Genomic DNA, 17426 nt, shown 5'->3' on the forward strand with positions numbered 1-17426 from the left:
GAGCTACAGACCCTCCTCGCGACATGGACCGGCGCCTGCCCCACGTGCCACCGCGGCACACCCACACCAGCCCCAACCTGACCAAGCCCTACTAGATCAGCTCCTTCGCGGCGTTCACGGCGATGTCCCGGTACCCGAGCGACTCGTAGAGCCGACGGGCCGGGGTGTTGCCCTCGACGACGTGCAGGCCCAGCCGGCTCCCTCCGGCGGCCAGGACGGTCCGCTCGGCGAGGAGCATGAGACTGCGCCCGTGGCCCCGGCCGCGGTGTTCGGGCGCGACCTTCACGTCGTACACGTACGGGACCGTGCCGAGGCCCGGCAGCTCGCACTCGCCCACCCACAGCGTGCCCAGGGCCTGCCCCGCCGGGGTCTCCAGCAGCAGGACGTGCGTCCCGGGGGTGTCCGGGCCGTCGGGCAGCATCCTGGCGTGCTCGGCGCGGGAGGCCGCCACGCCCTGCTCGTCGGTCACGCCCGGGGCGACGAGCCGGCGGCCGTACTCCACGATGCCCGGCTCCAGCCAGGCGTCGTACTCGGCGCGGGTCATCGGCCGCCCGACGCTGCCCGCGTCAAGGACCGGCGGCTGCGCCGGCAGGTCCTTGACCATGACCCGGCCGGTCTCCCGGTAGCCGAGGGCCGAGGCCATCCGCAGCGCCGGCCCGGCGTCGGCCGGCACCGACACGGCGACCACGGTGCAGCGCCAGGAGCGCAGCACCTCCTCGGCGGCGAGCGCGGCCACCGTGCCGCGTCCTCGCCGCCGGTCGCCCTCGTCGATCCACAGCCCCCGGATCACGCCGATGCCCGGTTGGGCCGCGGAGCGGGTGGCCAGTTCGAGCGTGCCGACCCGACGGCTGTTGACGCGGACCTCGTAGGTCCGCCGCCTGGTGCCGTCGCTGTTTCGCTGAAGCGGCTGCGCGGGCCGCAGGGTGGTGGTCATCACTTGGAGTTCTACCTGCCCCGCGGCTCCGCGTCACCGGTGCTCACGGATCGATGTCGGCTCCGGCCTTCATCCCGAAGATCCGCATGACCTCGGCCGTGACCGGTCCGGGCCCCGTCGCGATGTCCCGGCCGTCGAGGCGGACGACCGCCTGGGCGTCGCGCAGCGAGGACGTCAGGAAGACCTCCTCGGCCTGTTCGAGCGCTTCGAGGGGCAGGTCGGTCTCCTTGGCGCCGGCCCAGTCGACGACGAGGGCCCGGGTGATGCCGGGGAGGCAGCCGGATTCCAGGGGCGGGGTGTGCAGTTCCCCGTCGAGCACGACGAAGACGTTGGACCCGGTGCCCTCGCAGAGCCGTCCGACCGTGTTGGCCAGGAGCGCCTCGGAGGCGCCCGCCCGGTGGGCCGCGGCGAGCGCGACGACGTTCTCCGCGTACGAGGTGGTCTTCAGGCCGGCCACGGCGGAGCGCTCGTTGCGGACGAAGGGGACGGTGATCACGGCGGTGGTGTCCGGGCGGCGGGGGGATGCGGCGACGGCGGCGATCAGGGTGGTGCCGGCGTCGCCGCGGTCGGAGCCGAGCGGGGCGACGCCGCCGGTGTAGGTGATGCGCAGGCGGCCGTGTTCGACCGGTTCGGCCTCCAGGACGGCGGCGCAGGCCCGGCGCACCGCGTCGAGGTCGGGGTCCGGGAGGCCGAGGCCGCGGGCCGAGCGGGTCAGCCGCTCCAGGTGGCGGGTGAGTGCGAAGGCCCGGCCGCGTTCGGCCTTGAGCGTCTCGAAGACGCCGTCGCCCACGGTGAGCCCGTGGTCGAGGACGGACACCGTGGCGTCGTCGACGTCCCTGAGGGCTCCGTCGAGCCAGATTCTCATCGTGCGGTCCTTCCGGTGGTGTGGTTCGCCCCCTGGGGGCCGACGGGCTCCCGGCCCGCCGCGACCCGCAGCAGGCGGGCGGCCTTGAGTTCGGTCTCCGCCCATTCGCGGTCGGGGTCGGACCCCCAGGTGATGCCGGCTCCGGTGCCGAAGAGCAGCCGGGGGCCGCCGGGGGCCTCCCGGTCGATCCAGAAGGTACGGATCCCGACGGCGAGCTCCCCGGTGCCGCGGTCCGCGTCGACCCAGCCGATGCCTCCGCAGTAGGGGCCGCGCGGGGCGGTCTCCAGGGCCTCGATGATCCGCAGGGCGGAGGACTTGGGGGCGCCGGTGACCGATCCGGGCGGGAAGGTCGCGGCGAGGAGTTCGGGCCAGCCGGCGCCGTCGGCCAGTTCGCCGCTCACGGTGGAGACGAGGTGGACGAGGCCGGGGTGCTCCTCGACGGCGCACAGCTGGGGAACGGTCACGGAGCCCGTGGCGCAGACCCGGCCGAGGTCGTTGCGCACGAGGTCCACGATCATCACGTTCTCGGCGTGGTCCTTGGGCAGGAGGTCCTCGGCGGTGCGGCCCGTTCCCTTGATGGGTCCGGACTCGACCCGGCGGCCGTCGCGGCGCAGGAACAGCTCGGGCGAGGCGGTGGCGATCTCCACTCCGTGAGCGGCGAGCCGAATCGTTCCTGCGAAGGGCGCGGGGTTGCCGCGCGCGAGGAGCGCGGTGAGGGCGTCGACGTCGGCGAGGTCCGGGCGCGGCAGCGGCGCGGACATCACCCGGCAGAGGTTGGCCTGGTAGACCTCGCCGGCCGCGATGTGCTCGCGGATGCGGTGCACCCCGGCGACGTACGCGGCCCGGTCGAGGGAGGAGGTCCACTGGTCGGCGTCGGGACCGGTCCAGGCACCGGGGACAGGCGCGGGCACGGGGTCGGGCCGTACGTCCCCGAAGCGCGCGCAGACGAGGCGCCCTTCGAAGTCGGCGGCCACCGCCCAGAAGCCGGTGGAGTCGAGGGCGGCGGGATCACTGGTGACATCCCGCAGGTCGGTCGCGAGGAGGCCGCCGAAGCGGGCCATGGGTGGCAGGTCGTGCACGGCTGCGAGTCTAAGACCGGCGACGCGGGAGCGCCGGTGCGGTGACGGACGGGTGACCTGTGGTGATCGTGCGGCAGCACGCTGCGGAAACGCGTTTTTGAGCTGGCCCGGTAATCCGCTAGAGTTCAACACGTCGCCAGGGAGCGAAGGGGAAAAACCCCGGAGCGAACACGGTGACCTGCGGACGTAGCTCAGTTGGTAGAGCACCACCTTGCCAAGGTGGATGTCGCGAGTTCGAGTCTCGTCGTCCGCTCGAAGTGGGGGATCTTCCCGAGAACCCCTGCAGCTCCATGGTGGAGTGGCCGAGAGGCGAGGCAACGGCCTGCAAAGCCGTCTACACGGGTTCAAATCCCGTCTCCACCTCCAAGGACGATTAGCTCAGCGGGAGAGCGCTTCCCTGACACGGAAGAGGTCACTGGTTCAATCCCAGTATCGTCCACTGATCCGCAAGGATCCCCGCGCGATTAGCTCAGCGGGAGAGCGCTTCCCTGACACGGAAGAGGTCACTGGTTCAATCCCAGTATCGCGCACGCAGTACACGCACCACCTGCGGTTTCGTACCGCGGTCCCGCGCGATTAGCTCAGCGGGAGAGCGCTTCCCTGACACGGAAGAGGTCACTGGTTCAATCCCAGTATCGCGCACCACCGGAGAGCCCCGGCCGTTTCCACGGCCGGGGCTTTCGCGTTCCGCCACCCGGGTGCGGCGACTCCTGCCGGCTCCCGCGGCCCCCCGCCGACTCCTGCGGACTTCTGCGGGAACGTCAAAAAGGGTGCTGCCCGCGCGACTCCCCAGTCGCACGGGCAGCACCCTTCACCTGCCGTCCGTCGCGCCCCCGTCCCCACGGGGTACGACAGGCCGATGTCCCGGCCCGGGCCGCTCTCCCGGGCCCGGGGCGCCGCTCAGCGCCCCGGCATCATGCCCACGGACGACGCCTGCGCCGCCAGCTGATCGAATCCTCCGAAGAGGAAGAGCAGCAGGGCGGCCAGGGGGAGCACCATGGCCGCGGCCACCAGCGGGTGGCGGGTACCGGACTCATGGCTGTTGAACGCGAATGCCTTGCGTCCCTGCCGTGCGATCCCCGCCATGGCCCTCTCCCTGTCGTCTGGCAGCGGCGGGCTCTTGACCTCGGGGGACGAGTGCATCACCCGCCGCTTGACCTCAACACTAGGCGGGCGGGAGGCCGCAGGCCTCATGCCCTCGTACCCATTGCCGGGCCTCCGGGAGGATGAGGGCGGCCGTCCCGCGTACTCCCCTGGGTGGAGACCGTCCCCCTCGCGTCGGGGTCATCCCGGAGGGGATGACCGGAGGGTAGTGACTTCCCTCACTTCCGTCACTCCCTGTTCACGCGTGCCCGCCGATCGGGCATCGGCAAGATCGACTCGGGTCGCGGCGGCTCCGGCGCGCACTCCGGCGTGCTCCGGCCTGCCACGGGGCACCAATCCCCTTGCCCGAAAAGCCGTTTGGACCTGCCGTCGGCCCCGGTCGCGGCGGCCTGCCGGATCTCTGAAGCCCCCTCAGGTGTGCTGTGCCGCACTGACGATCGAATCTCCCGACGAGGGCGCGGCCTCTGAGCACGCATGCCGGATGGTCCGTAAGCTGTGGCACGTCAACAGGACGACCGGTCAGCGGGGTGGACATGGCGATGATGCGGCTCCGGCGCGAGGACCCGCGTGTCGTCGGCTCGTTCAGACTGCACCGCCGGCTCGGGGCCGGCGGCATGGGCGTGGTCTACCTGGGATCGGACCGGCGCGGGCAGCGCGTCGCGCTCAAGGTCATCCGGCCGGATCTGGCCGAGGACCAGGAGTTCCGCTCACGGTTCGCCCGCGAGGTGTCCGCGGCCCGGCGGATCCGGGGCGGGTGCACGGCACGCCTGGTCGCCGCGGACCTGGAGGCCGAGCGGCCCTGGTTCGCCACCCAGTACGTGCCCGGACCCTCGCTGCACGACAAGGTGGCCGAGGAGGGCCCCCTGACGGCCGCGCAGATCGCCGCCGTCGGCGCCGCGCTCTCCGAGGGACTGGTCGCCGTCCACGAGGCGGGAGTCGTCCACCGCGACCTCAAGCCCTCGAACATCCTCCTGTCCCCCAAGGGCCCGCGGATCATCGACTTCGGGATCGCGTGGGCGACCGGGGCGAGCACCCTCACCCATGTGGGTACGGCCGTCGGCTCCCCCGGCTTCCTCGCCCCCGAGCAGGTGCGCGGCGCCGCCGTCACCCCGGCCACGGACGTCTTCGCCCTCGGCGCCACCCTCGCCTACGCGGCCACCGCCGACTCACCCTTCGGGCACGGCAGTTCCGAGGTCATGCTGTACCGCGTGGTGCACGAGGAACCGCACCTGCAGGGCGTCCCCGACGCGCTGGCGCCCCTCGTACGGGCCTGCCTGGCCAAGGACCCCGAGGAGCGCCCCAGCACGCTCCAGTTGTCGATGCGGCTCAAGGAGATCGCGGCCCGCGAGGCACAGGGGCTGCCGGACGGCCGCCCGCCGGCGCAGCGGGCCCGAGTCGAGCGGCCGACGGGACGACTGCCCGAGGGATCCCAGGACCACGCGGAACTGCGCACGGAGCGCCGTACGGGCGGCGGCACGCCCAGGCCGCAGGGCGGCGCCCCCGGCGGCCCGCACTCGCGGCCCTCCTCCTCGCGCAACCCGCGCAGTCCCGGCGGCCCGTCCTCCCGGCCGACCGCGGGACGCACGGGCGGCCGCCCGGCGCCGAGGACGACGGGTGCGGGGCGGCGTCCCTCGCGGCCGGACCCGAAGCTGATGCGCCAGCGCCTGATCGTGTTCATCGTGGTCACGCTGATCGTGGCGCTGGGCATCGCGGCCGCGCAGAAGCTGTAGCGCCGCCCCGGAGGGGCGTCTCGCCGGTCAGGCCGGACGAGGGAGCGGCGCATGACGCCCTGGGGTCCCACCGGGGCCGAGGGGCCGAGGGGCCGAGGGGCCGAGGGGCCGAGGGGCCGAGGGGGAGGATCGCGAGGCGGACGAGAGGGCACGGCGGAGCGTCGTCGAGTGAGAGTGACGCGGCGAGGCGCGGTGGCAGGCGCCGCGCGCCCGGCCCGATCGGCAGGACCCGCTAGGTCCGGCCCTGGGCCACCGCGTAGAAGGCGACCGCGGCGGCGGCGCCCACGTTCAGCGAGTCCACGCCATGGGCCATGGGGATGCGCACCCACTCGTCGGCGGCGACCAGTGCCTGCGTGGACAGGCCGTCGCCCTCGGCGCCGAGCATCAGCGCGACCCGCTCCAGGGTCTGCGGGGCCGCCACGTCGATCGGTGTCGCCTTCTCGTCCGGGGTCAGCGCCAGCAGCTTGAAGCCGGCCTCGCGCACCGGGTCCAGGCTCTTGGGCCAGGCCTCCAGACGGGCGTAGGGCACGGAGAACACCGCGCCCATGGAGACCTTGACCGAACGCCGGTAGAGCGGGTCGGCGCAGTCCGGCGACAGCAGCACGGCGTCCATGCCGAGGGCGGCGGCGCTGCGGAAGATGGCCCCGATGTTGGTGTGGTCGTTGACCGCCTCCATGACGACCACGCGGCGGGTCGTGGCGAGGATCTCCTCGGCCGTGGGCAGCGGCTTGCGCTGCATGGAGGCGAGGGCGCCGCGGTGCACGTGGTAGCCGGTGACGCGTTCGGCGAGGTCGGGGCTGACGGCGTAGACCGGGGCCGGGATCTCGTCGATGACGTCGCGCATGACGTCGACCCACTTGGCGGAGAGCAGCATCGAGCGCATCTCGTACCCGGCGTCCTTGGCCCGTCTGATGACCTTCTCGCCCTCGGCGATGAAGAGGCCTTCCGCGGGTTCGCGCCTGCGCCGCAGTTCGACGTCGGTCAGGCCCGTGTAGTCGCGCAGGCGGGGGTCGTCGGGGTCGGTGATGGTGATGAGATCAGCCACAGGGTGATACTGCCTTTGTCCTGGGTGCGGTGCCAACGGCCTTGTCAGGCGCCGGCGGTGGGAACGTCCGGGGTTCCGACGCGGACGACCTCGCCGATGACGATGACCGCCGGCGGGCGGACCTCCTCGGCGCGGACCGTCTCGCCGACCGTGGCGAGGGTGGCGTCCACCCGGCGCTGGGTGGCGGTGGTGCCCTCCTGGACGATCGCGACGGGGGTGTCGGCGGAGCGGCCGTGCCGGACGAGCGCCTCGGCGATCAGGCCGATCTTGTCGACGCCCATGAGGATCACCAGGGTGCCGGTGAGCTTGGCGAGGGAGGCCCAGTCCACGAGGGAACGCGGGTCGTCGGGGCCGACGTGGCCACTGACCACGGTGAACTCGTGGGCGACCCCGCGGTGCGTGACCGGGATGCCGACGGCGCCGGGCACGGAGATGGAGCTGGAGATGCCGGGGACGACGGTGCAGGCGATACCGGCCTCGGCGAGGGCCTGGAGCTCCTCCATGCCGCGGCCGAAGACGTACGGGTCCCCGCCCTTGAGCCGGACCACGGCCTTGCCGGCCTGGGCGTGCTCGATCAGCGCGTTGTTGATGGCCTCCTGGGCCATGAACCTGCCGTACGGGATCTTCGCGGCGTCGATGACCTCGACGTGCGGGGGGAGTTCGTCGAGCAGGTCGCGGGGGCCGAGCCGGTCGGCGATGACCACGTCGGCCTCGGCGAGGAGGCGGCGGCCGCGCACGGTGATCAGGTCCGGGTCGCCGGGGCCGCCGCCGACCAGGGCGACGCCGGGCACGGACTTGTGGCGGTGGCCGGGGGCGGCGAGGCTGCCGTCGCGCAGGCCCTCGACCACGGCGTCACGGACGGCGGCGGACCGGCGCGGGTCGTTGCCGGTCAGCACGGCGACGGTGACGCCCTCGATACGGCCGGTGGCCGGGGTCCAGGCGGTGGCCGCGGCGGCGTCGTCGGCGCGCACGCACCAGACGCGCTCGCGCTCGGCCTCGGCGGAGGCCCGCTCGTTGACGTCGCGGTGCTGCGTGGCGATGAGGGCGTACCAGGCGCCGGAGAGGTCGCCGTCCTGGTAGCGGCGGCGCTCCCAGCGGATCTCGCCGGTCTCGGCCATGGCGTCCACGGAGGGGGTGGCGGAGGGCGAGACGAGGAGGACGTCGGCGCCGGCCGCGATGAGCGCGGGGAGGCGGCGCTGGGCGACCTGGCCACCGCCGATGACGACGACGCGGCGGCCGGCGAGGCGGAGTCCTACGGGGTAGGCGGGGGTGTCGGCCATGGCAGTGCGGCTCCTGATGCGGCAGTCGTTCTGTCGTGCCGCTGCGGCTCTGGAGCGGCGGGATTGCTGACGTGCGGTGATGCGGTGCGGGTCCACCATACGGCGCGCACCGTCCCGAGGTGCGGACGGGGGCCGCGCCCCGGCTTCCCCGGGGCTCCGCCCCCGCACCCGGGCGCCACCCGCCGGGCCGGTGCCGCCGTGCGGTGGCCTTACCGCCCGACGGGACCGGTCGGGCCGAGGAGTACAGGCGGCTGCGGGGTGTCGCCACGAGGAGATCCGGGGGCCCCGCCCGGCGTCCGGAGTGCGGGCACGTTCCCGTTCGGGCGGGGCTTCGTGGTGGGGCGGTGCCCCTCCGGCGGCTCTCCTCGGCCCGCGCACCCCGAGCGGGACCCGGACCGCCGCCGGCGGTGGGTCCGCCCGGCCTGCGGGGACCTCGCGGAGCCCCGCCCCACGGCAGCCCGTACCGCGGGGACGAGCCCCGCCGGCGTTCCGAGCGCGGGGCGCAGGCCCCGCCGGGGCGGGCTACTTCTCCGTGACGCCCGCCGAGTCGAAGGTGGCGACCTCGTGCATCGCGCGGGCCGCGCTCTGGACCAGCGGGAGGGCGAGCAGGGCGCCCGTGCCCTCGCCGAGGCGGAGGTCCAGGTCGACCAGGGGGCGCAGGCCGAGCTTGTTCAGGGCCGCCACGTGGCCCGGCTCCGCGCTGCGGTGGCCCGCGATGCAGGCCGACAGGGACTCCGGGGCGATGGCGCGGGCCACCAGCGCGGCGGCTCCCGCGCTGACGCCGTCCAGGATCACGGGCGTGCGCAGGGAGGCGCCGCCCAGGAGGAGGCCCACGATCGCCGCGTGCTCCAGGCCGCCGATCGCCGCGAGGACGCCGATCGGGTCGGCCGGGTCCGGCTGGTGCAGCTCCAGGGCGCGGCGGACGACGTCGACCTTGCGGGCGTGCGTCTCGTCGTTGATGCCCGTGCCGCGGCCGGTGACCTCGGACGGGTCGACGCCGGTGAAGACGGAGATGAGAGCGGCGGAGACGGTGGTGTTCGCGATGCCCATCTCGCCCGTGAGGAGCGCCTTGTTGCCCGCGGCGACCAGGTCGCGGGCCGTCTCGATGCCCACCTCGATGGCCGCGACGGCCTCCTCGCGGGTCATCGCCGGGCCCGTGGACAGGTCGGCGGTGCCCGGGCGGACCTTGCGCGGGAGCAGGCCGGGGGTGGCCGGGAGGTCGCCCGCGACGCCGACGTCGATCACGCAGACCTCGGCGCCGACCTGGTTGGCGAAGGCGTTGCAGACCGCGCCGCCGCCCAGGAAGTTGGCGACCATCTGCGTGGTGACCTCCTGGGGCCACGGGGTGACGCCCTGGGCGTGAACCCCGTGGTCGCCCGCGAAGATCGCGACCGCGGCCGGCTCCGGGATCGGCGGCGGGCAGACTCGGGACAGGCCGGCGAGCTGGGCGGAGATGATCTCCAGCATGCCCAGGGCCCCGGCGGGCTTGGTCATGCGCTTCTGGCGCTCCCAGGCCTCGCCGAGCGCCTTCGCGTCGAGCGGGCGGATACTGGCGACCGTCTCGGAGAGCAGGTCGTGCGGCTCCTCGCCGGGCAGCGCGCGACGGCCGTAGGTCTCCTCGTGGACCACCCAGGAGAGCGGTCGGCGCTGCGACCAGCCGGCCTGGGCGAGCTCGGGCTCCTCCGGGAACTCGTCGACGTAGCCGACGCACAGGTAGGCGACGACCTCCAGGTGCTCCGGCAGGCCGAGCTCGCGGACCATCTCGCGCTCGTCGAAGAAGCTGACCCAGCCGACGCCGAGGCCCTCGGCGCGCGCGGCGAGCCAGAGGTTCTCGACGGCGAGGGCCGAGGAGTACGGGGCCATCTGCGGCTGGGTGTGGCGGCCGAGGGTGTGGCGGCCGCCACGGGTGGGGTCGGCGGTGACCACGATGTTCACCGGGGTGTCGAGGATGGCCTCGATCTTGAGTTCCTTGAACTGCTTCGCCCGGCCCTTGGGCAGCGACTTCGCGTAGGCCTCACGCTGGCGCTGGGCGAGCTCGTGCATCGTCCGGCGGGTGTCGGCGGAACGGATGACGACGAAGTCCCAGGGCTGGGAGTGGCCGACGCTGGGGGCGGTGTGGGCCGCCTCCAGGACGCGGAGCAGCACCTCGTGCGGGATCGGGTCGGTGCGGAAGCCCTTGCGGATGTCGCGGCGCTCGCGCATGACGCGCAGGACAGCCTCGCGCTCGGCGTCCTCGTAGCCGGGGGCCGGGTCGCCCGCGGCGCGTTCGGGCTCGGCCTGCTCGGGCTCGGCCTGCTCGGGCTCGGCGGCGTCCTGTGCCTCGGCGGGCTCCGGCTGGACGGGCTCCACGGCGACGGCCTCGGCGACCGGCTCGGCGACCGGCTCGGCGGCCTCCTCGGGGGCGACCGCAACGGGCTGGGACGGGTCGGCCACCGGCTGGACCGGGACGGGAGCGACGGCCTCGGCGGGCTCCGGCTGGACGGGCTCCGGCTGGACGGGCTCCGGCTGGACGGGGTCCACGGCGGCGGCCCGGGCGACCGGCTCGGCGGCCTCCTCGGGGGCGACCGCAACGGGCTCCGGGTGGACCGCCTCGGGCACGACGGGCGCCGCGGGGTCGACCGGCTCGGCGGCCTCCTCGGGGGTGGCCGCGACGGGCTGCGGCGGGACGGCCACCGGCGGGGCCGCTTCGGGAGCGGCCTCGGCGGGCGCCGGCTGGACCGGCTGGACCGGCTCCACGACGACGGCCTCGACGGCCGGCTCAGCCGGCTCGGCGGGCTCGGCGGGTGCGGCCGCGCCGGGTGCGACGACGGGCGCCTCGACGGCCACCGGCTCGGGGGTCTCCGCCGTCGGGGCGGGCGCCTCGGCCGGTGCCGGCTCGGGCTGCTGCGGGGCCTGGGCCGCTGTCTCGGCGGGCGCCGTCGGCGCCTCCGGCTCCACCGCGGCCTGGACCGGCTCGGCGGCCTGGACCGGCTCGGCTGCCTGTACCGGCTCGGCTGCCTGTACCGGCTCGGGGGTCCCGGCCGGCTCGGGAACCTGGGCGGCCTCGGTCGGCAGCGGCTCCGGCGCGGCGGCCGGCTCCGGCGTCCACGGCGTCCCCTGCGGCGGGACCTCGCCGAGCTGCGGCGCGGGCTCCTGGGCGGCCTCCGCACGGGGAACGTCCAGGTACTCGGGCCCCATGGCCGGGGGGCCCGCCTGGTGGAGCGGGGTGGCCGCGGTGGCGGTGCTCAGGGCGGAGGCGAGCGGGGCGGCCTGCGCGGGCGGGGCGGCCGGGCCGCGGTCCGCGAGGGAGCGTACGACTCCGCCGGTGGCGTCGGGCACGGGCGGGCCCATGTGCAGCGGGCGCCGGACGGGAGCCGCGGGGGCCATCGGGGCGGCGGGGGCCGCGGGCGGCGGGACGACGAGCCCGCCGAGGTCGAGCGCGCCGGAGTCCCGGCCGCCCGTCTCGTGGGCGCCGGCGCTGTAGGAGCCGTCGGGGAAGGAGGGCTGGGGGAACTCGGTGTACGCGCCGGGCTCGGGGTACGCCGCCGGGGCGCCGGGGTAGGCGGCGTCGGTGCCGTAGGACGGGTCGGCATACAGCTGCGGCTCGGCCGCCTGGGACTCCACCGGGAAGGCCGGGACCGGGGGGACGACCTGCGGGTCGCTCCAGGAGCCCTGGGCGCTCGGCATCAGCAGGAGTTCCTCGTCCTCCGCCTCGGCCGGGTTGTCCATGAGGTCCTGGAAGGCGTAGCCGGGCATCGGCGGCGGGAACTGGACCGGGGCGGGGATGCCCTGCTGATCCACCATGCCCGTGCTGTCCGGGAGACCCTCGCCCGGGACCTGGCCGGTGTCAGTCATGCTTACCCCTCGCCCATCGGTGTTGCCTCTTCGATCACCCGGTCGCCCACGAGGCCTCCGAGCGGAGCTGCCGTGCGGTGTCGCGGGTGCGACGAGTCCGTCTCACGTGCGCCTGCGCGACAACCAGTAAGCATTGTCGCGCCCGTTGGCGATCGTGGCGGCCATAACCACCACGGTCCTCTGTGGACTGCGCCACGTCGCGCGTCCAGGCCGTGTCGCGATGCCCGAAACGTCCGCGCAGTACGACGATCGGCCAGCCTACCCCGGCCCTCGTCTCAGCGGGTCACAGGGCGCTGAGCTGCCAGGAGGAACACCACGGAACGGTCCTGTTCGGCCCAGGTGCGGGGGTCCAGGCCGACGGACTGGAGGAGCGCGCACTCGACGTCGTAACCGTGTTCGGTGAGGACCCTGCCGATGGCCTCCGCGTCGTCGCGGGTGGAGGCGTGGCTGACGATCCGTTCGGGGCGCCGGTCGGCGACGGCCGCGACGACCTCGGCGCCGCCGCCGCCGACGCGGACGACGTCGGGCTCGGGCAGGTTCTCCAGGACGTGCGGCGCGCGCCCCGCCACGAACTGCAGGTGCACTCCTCGTGCGCGGGCCGCGGCGGTCACCCGGTCGCGGGCCGCGGGGTCGGCGTCCACGGCGATGACGGCCGCGCCGAGGGCGGCCGCGTCCACGGCCACGCCGCCGGACCCGGTGCCGATGTCCCAGACCAGGTCGCCGGTGCGCGGGCCGAGCCGGGCGAGTTGGGCCGCGTGCAGCAGTGCCGACTCCCCCTCCCCCGCGCCGGGCCGGGTCCGGGCCCAGCCGCGTTCGGCGGAGTGCGCGGGGGTCTGGCCGAGCAGCCAGCCGGGCTCGGCCGCGGGCGCCTGTCCCGCGCCGCCGATGACGATGACCACGTTCGGGTCGCGCCAGCTGTGGTCGGCGGCCTTGTCCGAGGTGAGGACGCTGACCTGCTCGCGGTCCGTGCCGAGTTCCTCGCAGACCACGAAGGTGCGGTGGACCCCGTCGAGGAGCAGGGCGAGTTCGGCGGGGCCGGCGCCGGGCGAGGTGAGGACGGCGACCTTGGGGTGGGCGCGGCAGACGTTGACGGCGCGCCGCAGGGTGCGGGGGTGGGCGACGACGACCTGTGCGTCGTCCCAGGGCATGCCGGCGCGGGCGAAGGCGGCCGCGACGGAGGAGACGGCGGGTACGACCTCGACCTCCAGGCCGTGCTCCGGGGCGCGCAGGGTGCGTACGACGCCGAAGAAGCCGGGGTCGCCGTCGGCGAGGACCACCGCGGTGCCGCGGTGGCCCGCGATGCGGCGGGCGGCCAGCCCCAGACTGCCCAGGCGGACGCGTTCGGCGGTGGGCGGTACTTCGGGGAGCGCGAGGTGGTGGGCGGCTCCGGCCACGAGGGTGGCGGCGGAGAGCGCGGACCGGGCGGCCGAGGTCAGGGGCGAACCGTCCCAGCCGATCACCGTGACCCGGTCGGCCATCGTCGTCTGTCTCCTGATGTGGGGGGGGCGGGCGGGAGGGGCGGGCACGGTGAGACTACCCGGTCATCGGTTCATTTCCGGTCGGCGCCGACGGGGTGGCCGTTCGCGTCGGACCGCTGCCCGGGGACCAGGTGGCCCGGGTACCCGCCCCGGCCGTCCCCGTGGGTGTCGTGGGTGTCGTGGGTGTCGTGGGTGTCGTAGCTCTCGTAGCTCTCGTAGCCGTCGTACCCGTCGAGGCCGTCGCCCTCGTCGAGGTCCTCGGGCAGGAGGCTCCAGACGATGAGGTCGGTACGGGTGTCGGTCCAGCCGCCGTCGGCCGTCTGTGTGCGCACGGTCCACGCGTTGCGCAGGACGCCCTCGCTGATGCAGCCGATCTTCTGGGCGACCTGCTGGGAGGCGGTGTTGTCGGCGGCGGTGCGCAGCTCGACACGCTCGAACGCCTGCTCCCGGAAGAGCCATCGGGCGACGGCCAGGACGGACTCCCCGGCGTAGCCCTCGCCGCGGGCCCAGGGCGCGGTGACGTAGCCGACCTCGGTGGCGCGGGTGCGCCAGTCGGTGTTGCGGAGGTGGACGACGCCGACGAGGCGCTGAGTGAGGAACTCGGCGACGGCGAAGACGATTCCGCGGCCCTCGGCGCGTTCGGCGTGGGAGTCCCGGGTGGCCCACGCCCGCGCGTCGGCGTGGGTGTAGGGGTGCGGTACGGAGGTCCAGGCGGTGATGTTCTCGTCGTTCATCATCTCGGCGAGCGCGGTGACGTCCTCCTCCTCGAAGGGGCGCAGCACCAGCCGGTCCGTGCTGATGGTGACGTCCGGAAAGGTGGTAGTCATGCGCAGCTCCATGCCTGAGAACGTGGTGCGACCGTGGTGCGATGCGACCGTGGGCGGGGGCAGTTGGTGCGGGACCGGGTCCACGGGTCGTAGGCCACAGCATGCAGCATCGAAGGGGGGATGTGCAGGGCCGGGTTGCCCGGGAGCGGGCAGGACTCGGCCCCGCGCGCCGTCAGGGGCGTACGGGGCCGAGAGGCATGACCGTGCGAAGGCCCGACGGGGTCGGGCGGCGGGGTCAGGAGGCGGGGGTGCCGAAGGCCGGGACGACCGAGCCCTGGTACTTCTCCTCGATGAACTTCTTGACGTCGTCGGAGTTCAGGAGCTTGGCGAGCTTCTGGATCCGCGGGTCGTCCTGGTTGCCGTCCTTGACCGCGAGGAAGTTGGCGTAGGGGTTGCCCTCGGCCTTCTCCAGGGCGAGCGCGTCCTTGGCCGGCGCCAGGTTCGCTTCCAGGGCGTAGTTGCCGTTGATGACCGCGGCGTCCACGTCGTTCAGGGCGCGCGGGACCGTGGCGGCCTCCAGCTCCTTGAACTCCAGGCCCTTCTTGTCGGTGATGTCCGACAGCTTGGCGCCGGTGCCGACCCCCTCCTTGAGGGTGATCAGGTTGTTCGCGGCCAGCAGCTGGAGCGCGCGGCCCTCGTTGGTGGTGTCGTTGGGGACGGCGATGGTCTGGCCGGCCTTGATGTCGGAGAGCGCCTTGACCTTCTTGGAGTAGAGGCCGAGGGGCTCCAGGTGCACGTTGACGACGGGGACGACGTGCGTGTCGTTCTTCTTGTTGAAGTCGTCGAGGTACGGCTTGTGCTGGAAGTAGTTGCCATCGACCTGGCCCTGCTCGGTGGCGGTGTTGGGCAGGACGTAGTCGGTGAACTCCTTGACCTCCAGCTTGAGGCCCTCCTTGGCCGCGAGCTTGTCCTTGACGAAGTTCAGGACGTCGGCGTGGGGGCTCGGGGAGGCCGCGATGACGAGCGGCCTGCTCTCGTCGGCCTTGCCGCCGTCGGCCTTCGCGGAGGACGGGTCCGAGGAGCTGCCGCAGGCGGTGAGGCCGAGGGTCAGCGCGGTGGCGGTGGCGGCGAGGGCGGTGAGCTTGGTGTTCTTACGCACGAAGAGTGCCTTTCTTGCTGAACAAGTACCGAGGACTTGCTGGTGGTGGCCCAAGCACGACAAGTGCGGGCTCTGTGGGGAAATCGGTGGGGCGGCCGGCGGCTGCCCGGGTGCCGTCAGGCGGTGCGGCCGCGGCGGGCCAGCAGGCGTACGACGCCGTCGCCGATCAGCTGGACGACCGTGACGAGGACGATGAGGACCACGACGGTGGCCACCATGAAGCCGGTCTCGAAGCGCTGGAAGCCGTACGTGATGGCCTTGGAGCCGAGGCCTTCGCCGCCGACGGCGCCCGCCATGGCGGAGTAGCCGACGAGGGTGATGACGGTGGTGGTGACGCCGGCGACCAGGGAGGGCAGGGCCTGCGGCAGGAGCACCTTGCCGACCAGTGTCGGGATGCCTCCGCCCATGGATTCGACGGCCTCGATGAGACCGTGGTCCACCTCGCGGACGGCGGTCTCGACGAGCCGGGCGAAGAAGGGGATGGCACCGATCGCGAGCGGGACGATCATGGCGGTGGGGCCGATGAAGGTGCCGACGACCGCGGTGGTGACCGGGATCAGGAAGATCAGCAGGATGATGAACGGCAGCGAGCGGCCTATGTTCACGATCACGCCGAGGACCTTGTTGACCGGCTGGTTCTGCAGTAGGCCGCCCTTGTCGGTGAGGACCAGCAGGATGCCGATGGGCAGTCCGCCGAGCACGGTGACCAGGGTGGACCACAGCACCATGTAGAGGGTGTCGTAGGTGCCCTGGGTGAGCAGGGGCTGCATCTCGGACCAGGTCACTTGGCACCATCCTTGACCAGTGCGGCCAGTGCGGCCAGTTCGCTGTCGATCCCGTCGGCTCCGTCGGCTTCGTCGACGACGTCGACCTGGAGGCCCTGCTCGCGCAGGAAGCCCACGGGGACGACGTTGTCCTCGTAGCGGCCGGGGAGTTCGATGCGCATGCGGCCGATCAGCCGGCCGGCGACGGTGTCCATCGCGGCGCCGAGGATCGAGATGTCGATGTTGTAGGTGCGCGAGAGCTGCGAGATGACGGGCTGGGCGGTGGCCTCGCCGTGGAAGGTGACGTCGACGACCGTGCGGTCGGGGCCGGAGGCGGCGCCGGTGACCGGGAACAGCTCGCCCGCGAGCTCGGAGCCGGGGGTGGCGAGCAGTTCGGCGACGGTACCGGACTCCACGATCCGGCCCTTCTTCATGAGGGCGGCCGAGTCGCAGACCGTCTTGACGACGTCCATCTCGTGCGTGATGAGCAGCACGGTGAGGCCGAGCTGCTCGTTGAGGTCGCGCAGCAGCTTCAGGATCGAGCGGGTGGTCTCGGGGTCGAGGGCGCTGGTGGCCTCGTCGGAGAGCAGCACCTTGGGGTCGCCGGCCAGGGCGCGGGCGATGCCGACGCGCTGCTTCTGGCCGCCGGAGAGCTGCGTGGGGTAGGCCTTGGCCTTGTCGCCGAGGCCGACCAGGTCGAGCAGTTCGAGGGCCTTGCGGGAGCGCTCGCGGCCTGAGACGCCGAGGATCTCCAGGGGCAGCTCGATGTTGGCCTGGACGGTGCGCGAGGACAGCAGGTTGAAGTGCTGGAAGACCATGCCGATGCGGCTGCGGGCCTCGCGCAGCTCCTTGCCGGCGCGGCGGCCGCGGCCGGCGAGCGCCGTGAGGTCGACGCCGTCGACGTGCACGGTGCCGGTGGTGGGACGCTCCAGCAGGTTCACGCAGCGGATCAGGGAGGACTTGCCGGCGCCGCTCTGGCCGATGACTCCGTAGACCTCGCCCTCACGGACGTGGAGGTCGACGCCGTCCAGGGCGGTGACCTCGCGGCCACGGGACTGGTAGACCTTCGTGAGGCCCGATGTGGTGATCACAGGAATTCCGTCGCTGTCGAGTGCGCGGCGCAGCGGAGTGCCGGGCACGGGGCATGGATCTGGGACGCGATACGGGACGAACCGTTGGAAATCGATGGCTTCGACGCGTGCGCGGGGCATGAGTGGGCCGTGCTGTCCATCAGGTGGTGACGTGCTGGCGCGGCCGGTCTCGCTTCGGGGCGCGAGGCTCAGGAAGGGGCCCTCAGAAGGCGCACATTCGACACATACAGCGAGCACCGGGCGTCATCGTCGCCTCGGTCGCAAGGGTGCGGCTGCTCGTCGTGGTCATGGGCCCC

Annotated in this window: 13 protein-coding genes and 5 tRNA genes; 6 read left to right on the top strand and 12 right to left on the bottom strand. The window is 73.6% G+C overall.

Going from position 1 to position 17426, the window contains the following annotated elements; translation table 11 throughout:
• Positions 1 to 91: 91 nt before the first annotated feature.
• From ACIPXC_RS28785 to ACIPXC_RS28795, 3 genes are read right to left on the bottom strand one after another with little or no spacing between them, the layout of a single operon-like run.
• On the bottom strand, positions 92 to 934 hold the full coding sequence (locus tag ACIPXC_RS28785; protein WP_401623930.1) for a GNAT family N-acetyltransferase: 843 nt from the start codon (positions 932 to 934) through the stop codon (positions 92 to 94).
• A gap of 43 nt (positions 935 to 977) precedes the next feature.
• On the bottom strand, positions 978 to 1799 hold the full coding sequence (locus ACIPXC_RS28790; RefSeq protein WP_401623932.1) for an aminotransferase class IV: 822 nt from the start codon (positions 1797 to 1799) through the stop codon (positions 978 to 980).
• Positions 1796 to 2878, bottom strand: coding sequence for a chorismate-binding protein (locus tag ACIPXC_RS28795; RefSeq protein ID WP_401623934.1), 1083 nt, complete (start codon positions 2876 to 2878; stop codon positions 1796 to 1798). Before ACIPXC_RS28795 ends, ACIPXC_RS28790 begins: the two co-directional genes overlap by 4 nt.
• A gap of 180 nt (positions 2879 to 3058) precedes the next feature.
• Here ACIPXC_RS28795 and ACIPXC_RS28800 point away from each other — a divergent pair.
• The 5 genes from ACIPXC_RS28800 (at position 3059) to ACIPXC_RS28820 (ending at position 3523) form a co-directional block, all read left to right on the top strand.
• A tRNA-Gly gene (locus ACIPXC_RS28800) sits at positions 3059 to 3131 on the top strand.
• A gap of 39 nt (positions 3132 to 3170) precedes the next feature.
• Positions 3171 to 3244: transfer RNA gene (locus ACIPXC_RS28805), tRNA-Cys, on the top strand.
• A gap of 1 nt (position 3245) precedes the next feature.
• Positions 3246 to 3317 (top strand) — tRNA-Val (locus tag ACIPXC_RS28810).
• A gap of 19 nt (positions 3318 to 3336) precedes the next feature.
• Positions 3337 to 3408: transfer RNA gene (locus ACIPXC_RS28815), tRNA-Val, on the top strand.
• A gap of 40 nt (positions 3409 to 3448) precedes the next feature.
• Positions 3449 to 3523, top strand: a tRNA-Val gene (locus ACIPXC_RS28820).
• 255 nt (positions 3524 to 3778) lie between these two features.
• On the opposite strand, the gene ACIPXC_RS28825 is transcribed toward ACIPXC_RS28820, so the two are convergent.
• Positions 3779 to 3964, bottom strand: coding sequence for a hypothetical protein (locus ACIPXC_RS28825; protein ID WP_030032802.1), 186 nt, complete (start codon positions 3962 to 3964; stop codon positions 3779 to 3781).
• Between the two features lie 551 nt (positions 3965 to 4515).
• On the opposite strand from ACIPXC_RS28825, the gene ACIPXC_RS28830 reads away from it, so the two are divergent.
• On the top strand, positions 4516 to 5712 hold the full coding sequence (locus tag ACIPXC_RS28830) for a protein kinase (RefSeq protein ID WP_401623937.1): 1197 nt from the start codon (positions 4516 to 4518) through the stop codon (positions 5710 to 5712).
• 232 nt (positions 5713 to 5944) lie between these two features.
• Here the strand turns inward: ACIPXC_RS28830 and ACIPXC_RS28835 are convergent, their stop codons facing one another.
• The 8 genes from ACIPXC_RS28835 to ACIPXC_RS28870 all read right to left on the bottom strand — a co-directional run bounded on the left by ACIPXC_RS28835 (position 5945) and on the right by ACIPXC_RS28870 (position 17130).
• Complete coding sequence (locus ACIPXC_RS28835; protein ID WP_401623939.1) at positions 5945 to 6757, bottom strand: TrmH family RNA methyltransferase; 813 nt, start codon at positions 6755 to 6757, stop codon at positions 5945 to 5947.
• Positions 6758 to 6801: 44 nt separating this feature from the next.
• Positions 6802 to 8037, bottom strand: a complete 1236-nt coding sequence (gene cobA / locus ACIPXC_RS28840) for a uroporphyrinogen-III C-methyltransferase (RefSeq protein WP_401623941.1) — start codon at positions 8035 to 8037, stop codon at positions 6802 to 6804.
• A gap of 522 nt (positions 8038 to 8559) precedes the next feature.
• Positions 8560 to 11871 (bottom strand): nicotinate-nucleotide--dimethylbenzimidazole phosphoribosyltransferase, encoded by a 3312-nt coding sequence (gene cobT, locus ACIPXC_RS28845; RefSeq protein WP_401623943.1) that lies wholly within the window; start codon positions 11869 to 11871, stop codon positions 8560 to 8562.
• A 275-nt stretch (positions 11872 to 12146) separates the two neighbouring features.
• Positions 12147 to 13349 carry a precorrin-6y C5,15-methyltransferase (decarboxylating) subunit CbiE gene (gene cbiE, locus ACIPXC_RS28850; protein WP_401623945.1) on the bottom strand — a complete coding sequence of 401 codons (1203 nt, stop codon included), beginning with the start codon at positions 13347 to 13349 and terminating at the stop codon, positions 12147 to 12149.
• 71 nt (positions 13350 to 13420) lie between these two features.
• Positions 13421 to 14176: a GNAT family N-acetyltransferase gene (locus ACIPXC_RS28855; RefSeq protein ID WP_401623947.1), complete on the bottom strand. Its 756-nt coding sequence runs from the start codon at positions 14174 to 14176 to the stop codon at positions 13421 to 13423.
• A gap of 235 nt (positions 14177 to 14411) precedes the next feature.
• Positions 14412 to 15275, bottom strand: a complete 864-nt coding sequence (locus ACIPXC_RS28860; RefSeq protein WP_401623949.1) for a MetQ/NlpA family ABC transporter substrate-binding protein — start codon at positions 15273 to 15275, stop codon at positions 14412 to 14414.
• A gap of 116 nt (positions 15276 to 15391) precedes the next feature.
• Complete coding sequence (locus ACIPXC_RS28865; RefSeq protein ID WP_046780412.1) at positions 15392 to 16060, bottom strand: methionine ABC transporter permease; 669 nt, start codon at positions 16058 to 16060, stop codon at positions 15392 to 15394.
• Positions 16057 to 17130, bottom strand: a complete 1074-nt coding sequence (locus ACIPXC_RS28870; protein ID WP_401623952.1) for a methionine ABC transporter ATP-binding protein — start codon at positions 17128 to 17130, stop codon at positions 16057 to 16059. The genes ACIPXC_RS28865 and ACIPXC_RS28870 overlap by 4 nt, the downstream gene beginning before the upstream one ends.
• Between the last annotated feature and the right edge of the window lie 296 nt (positions 17131 to 17426).

The sequence above is a fragment of the Streptomyces sp. NPDC090021 genome (assembly GCF_044748225.1).
Taxonomy (GTDB): domain Bacteria; phylum Actinomycetota; class Actinomycetes; order Streptomycetales; family Streptomycetaceae; genus Streptomyces.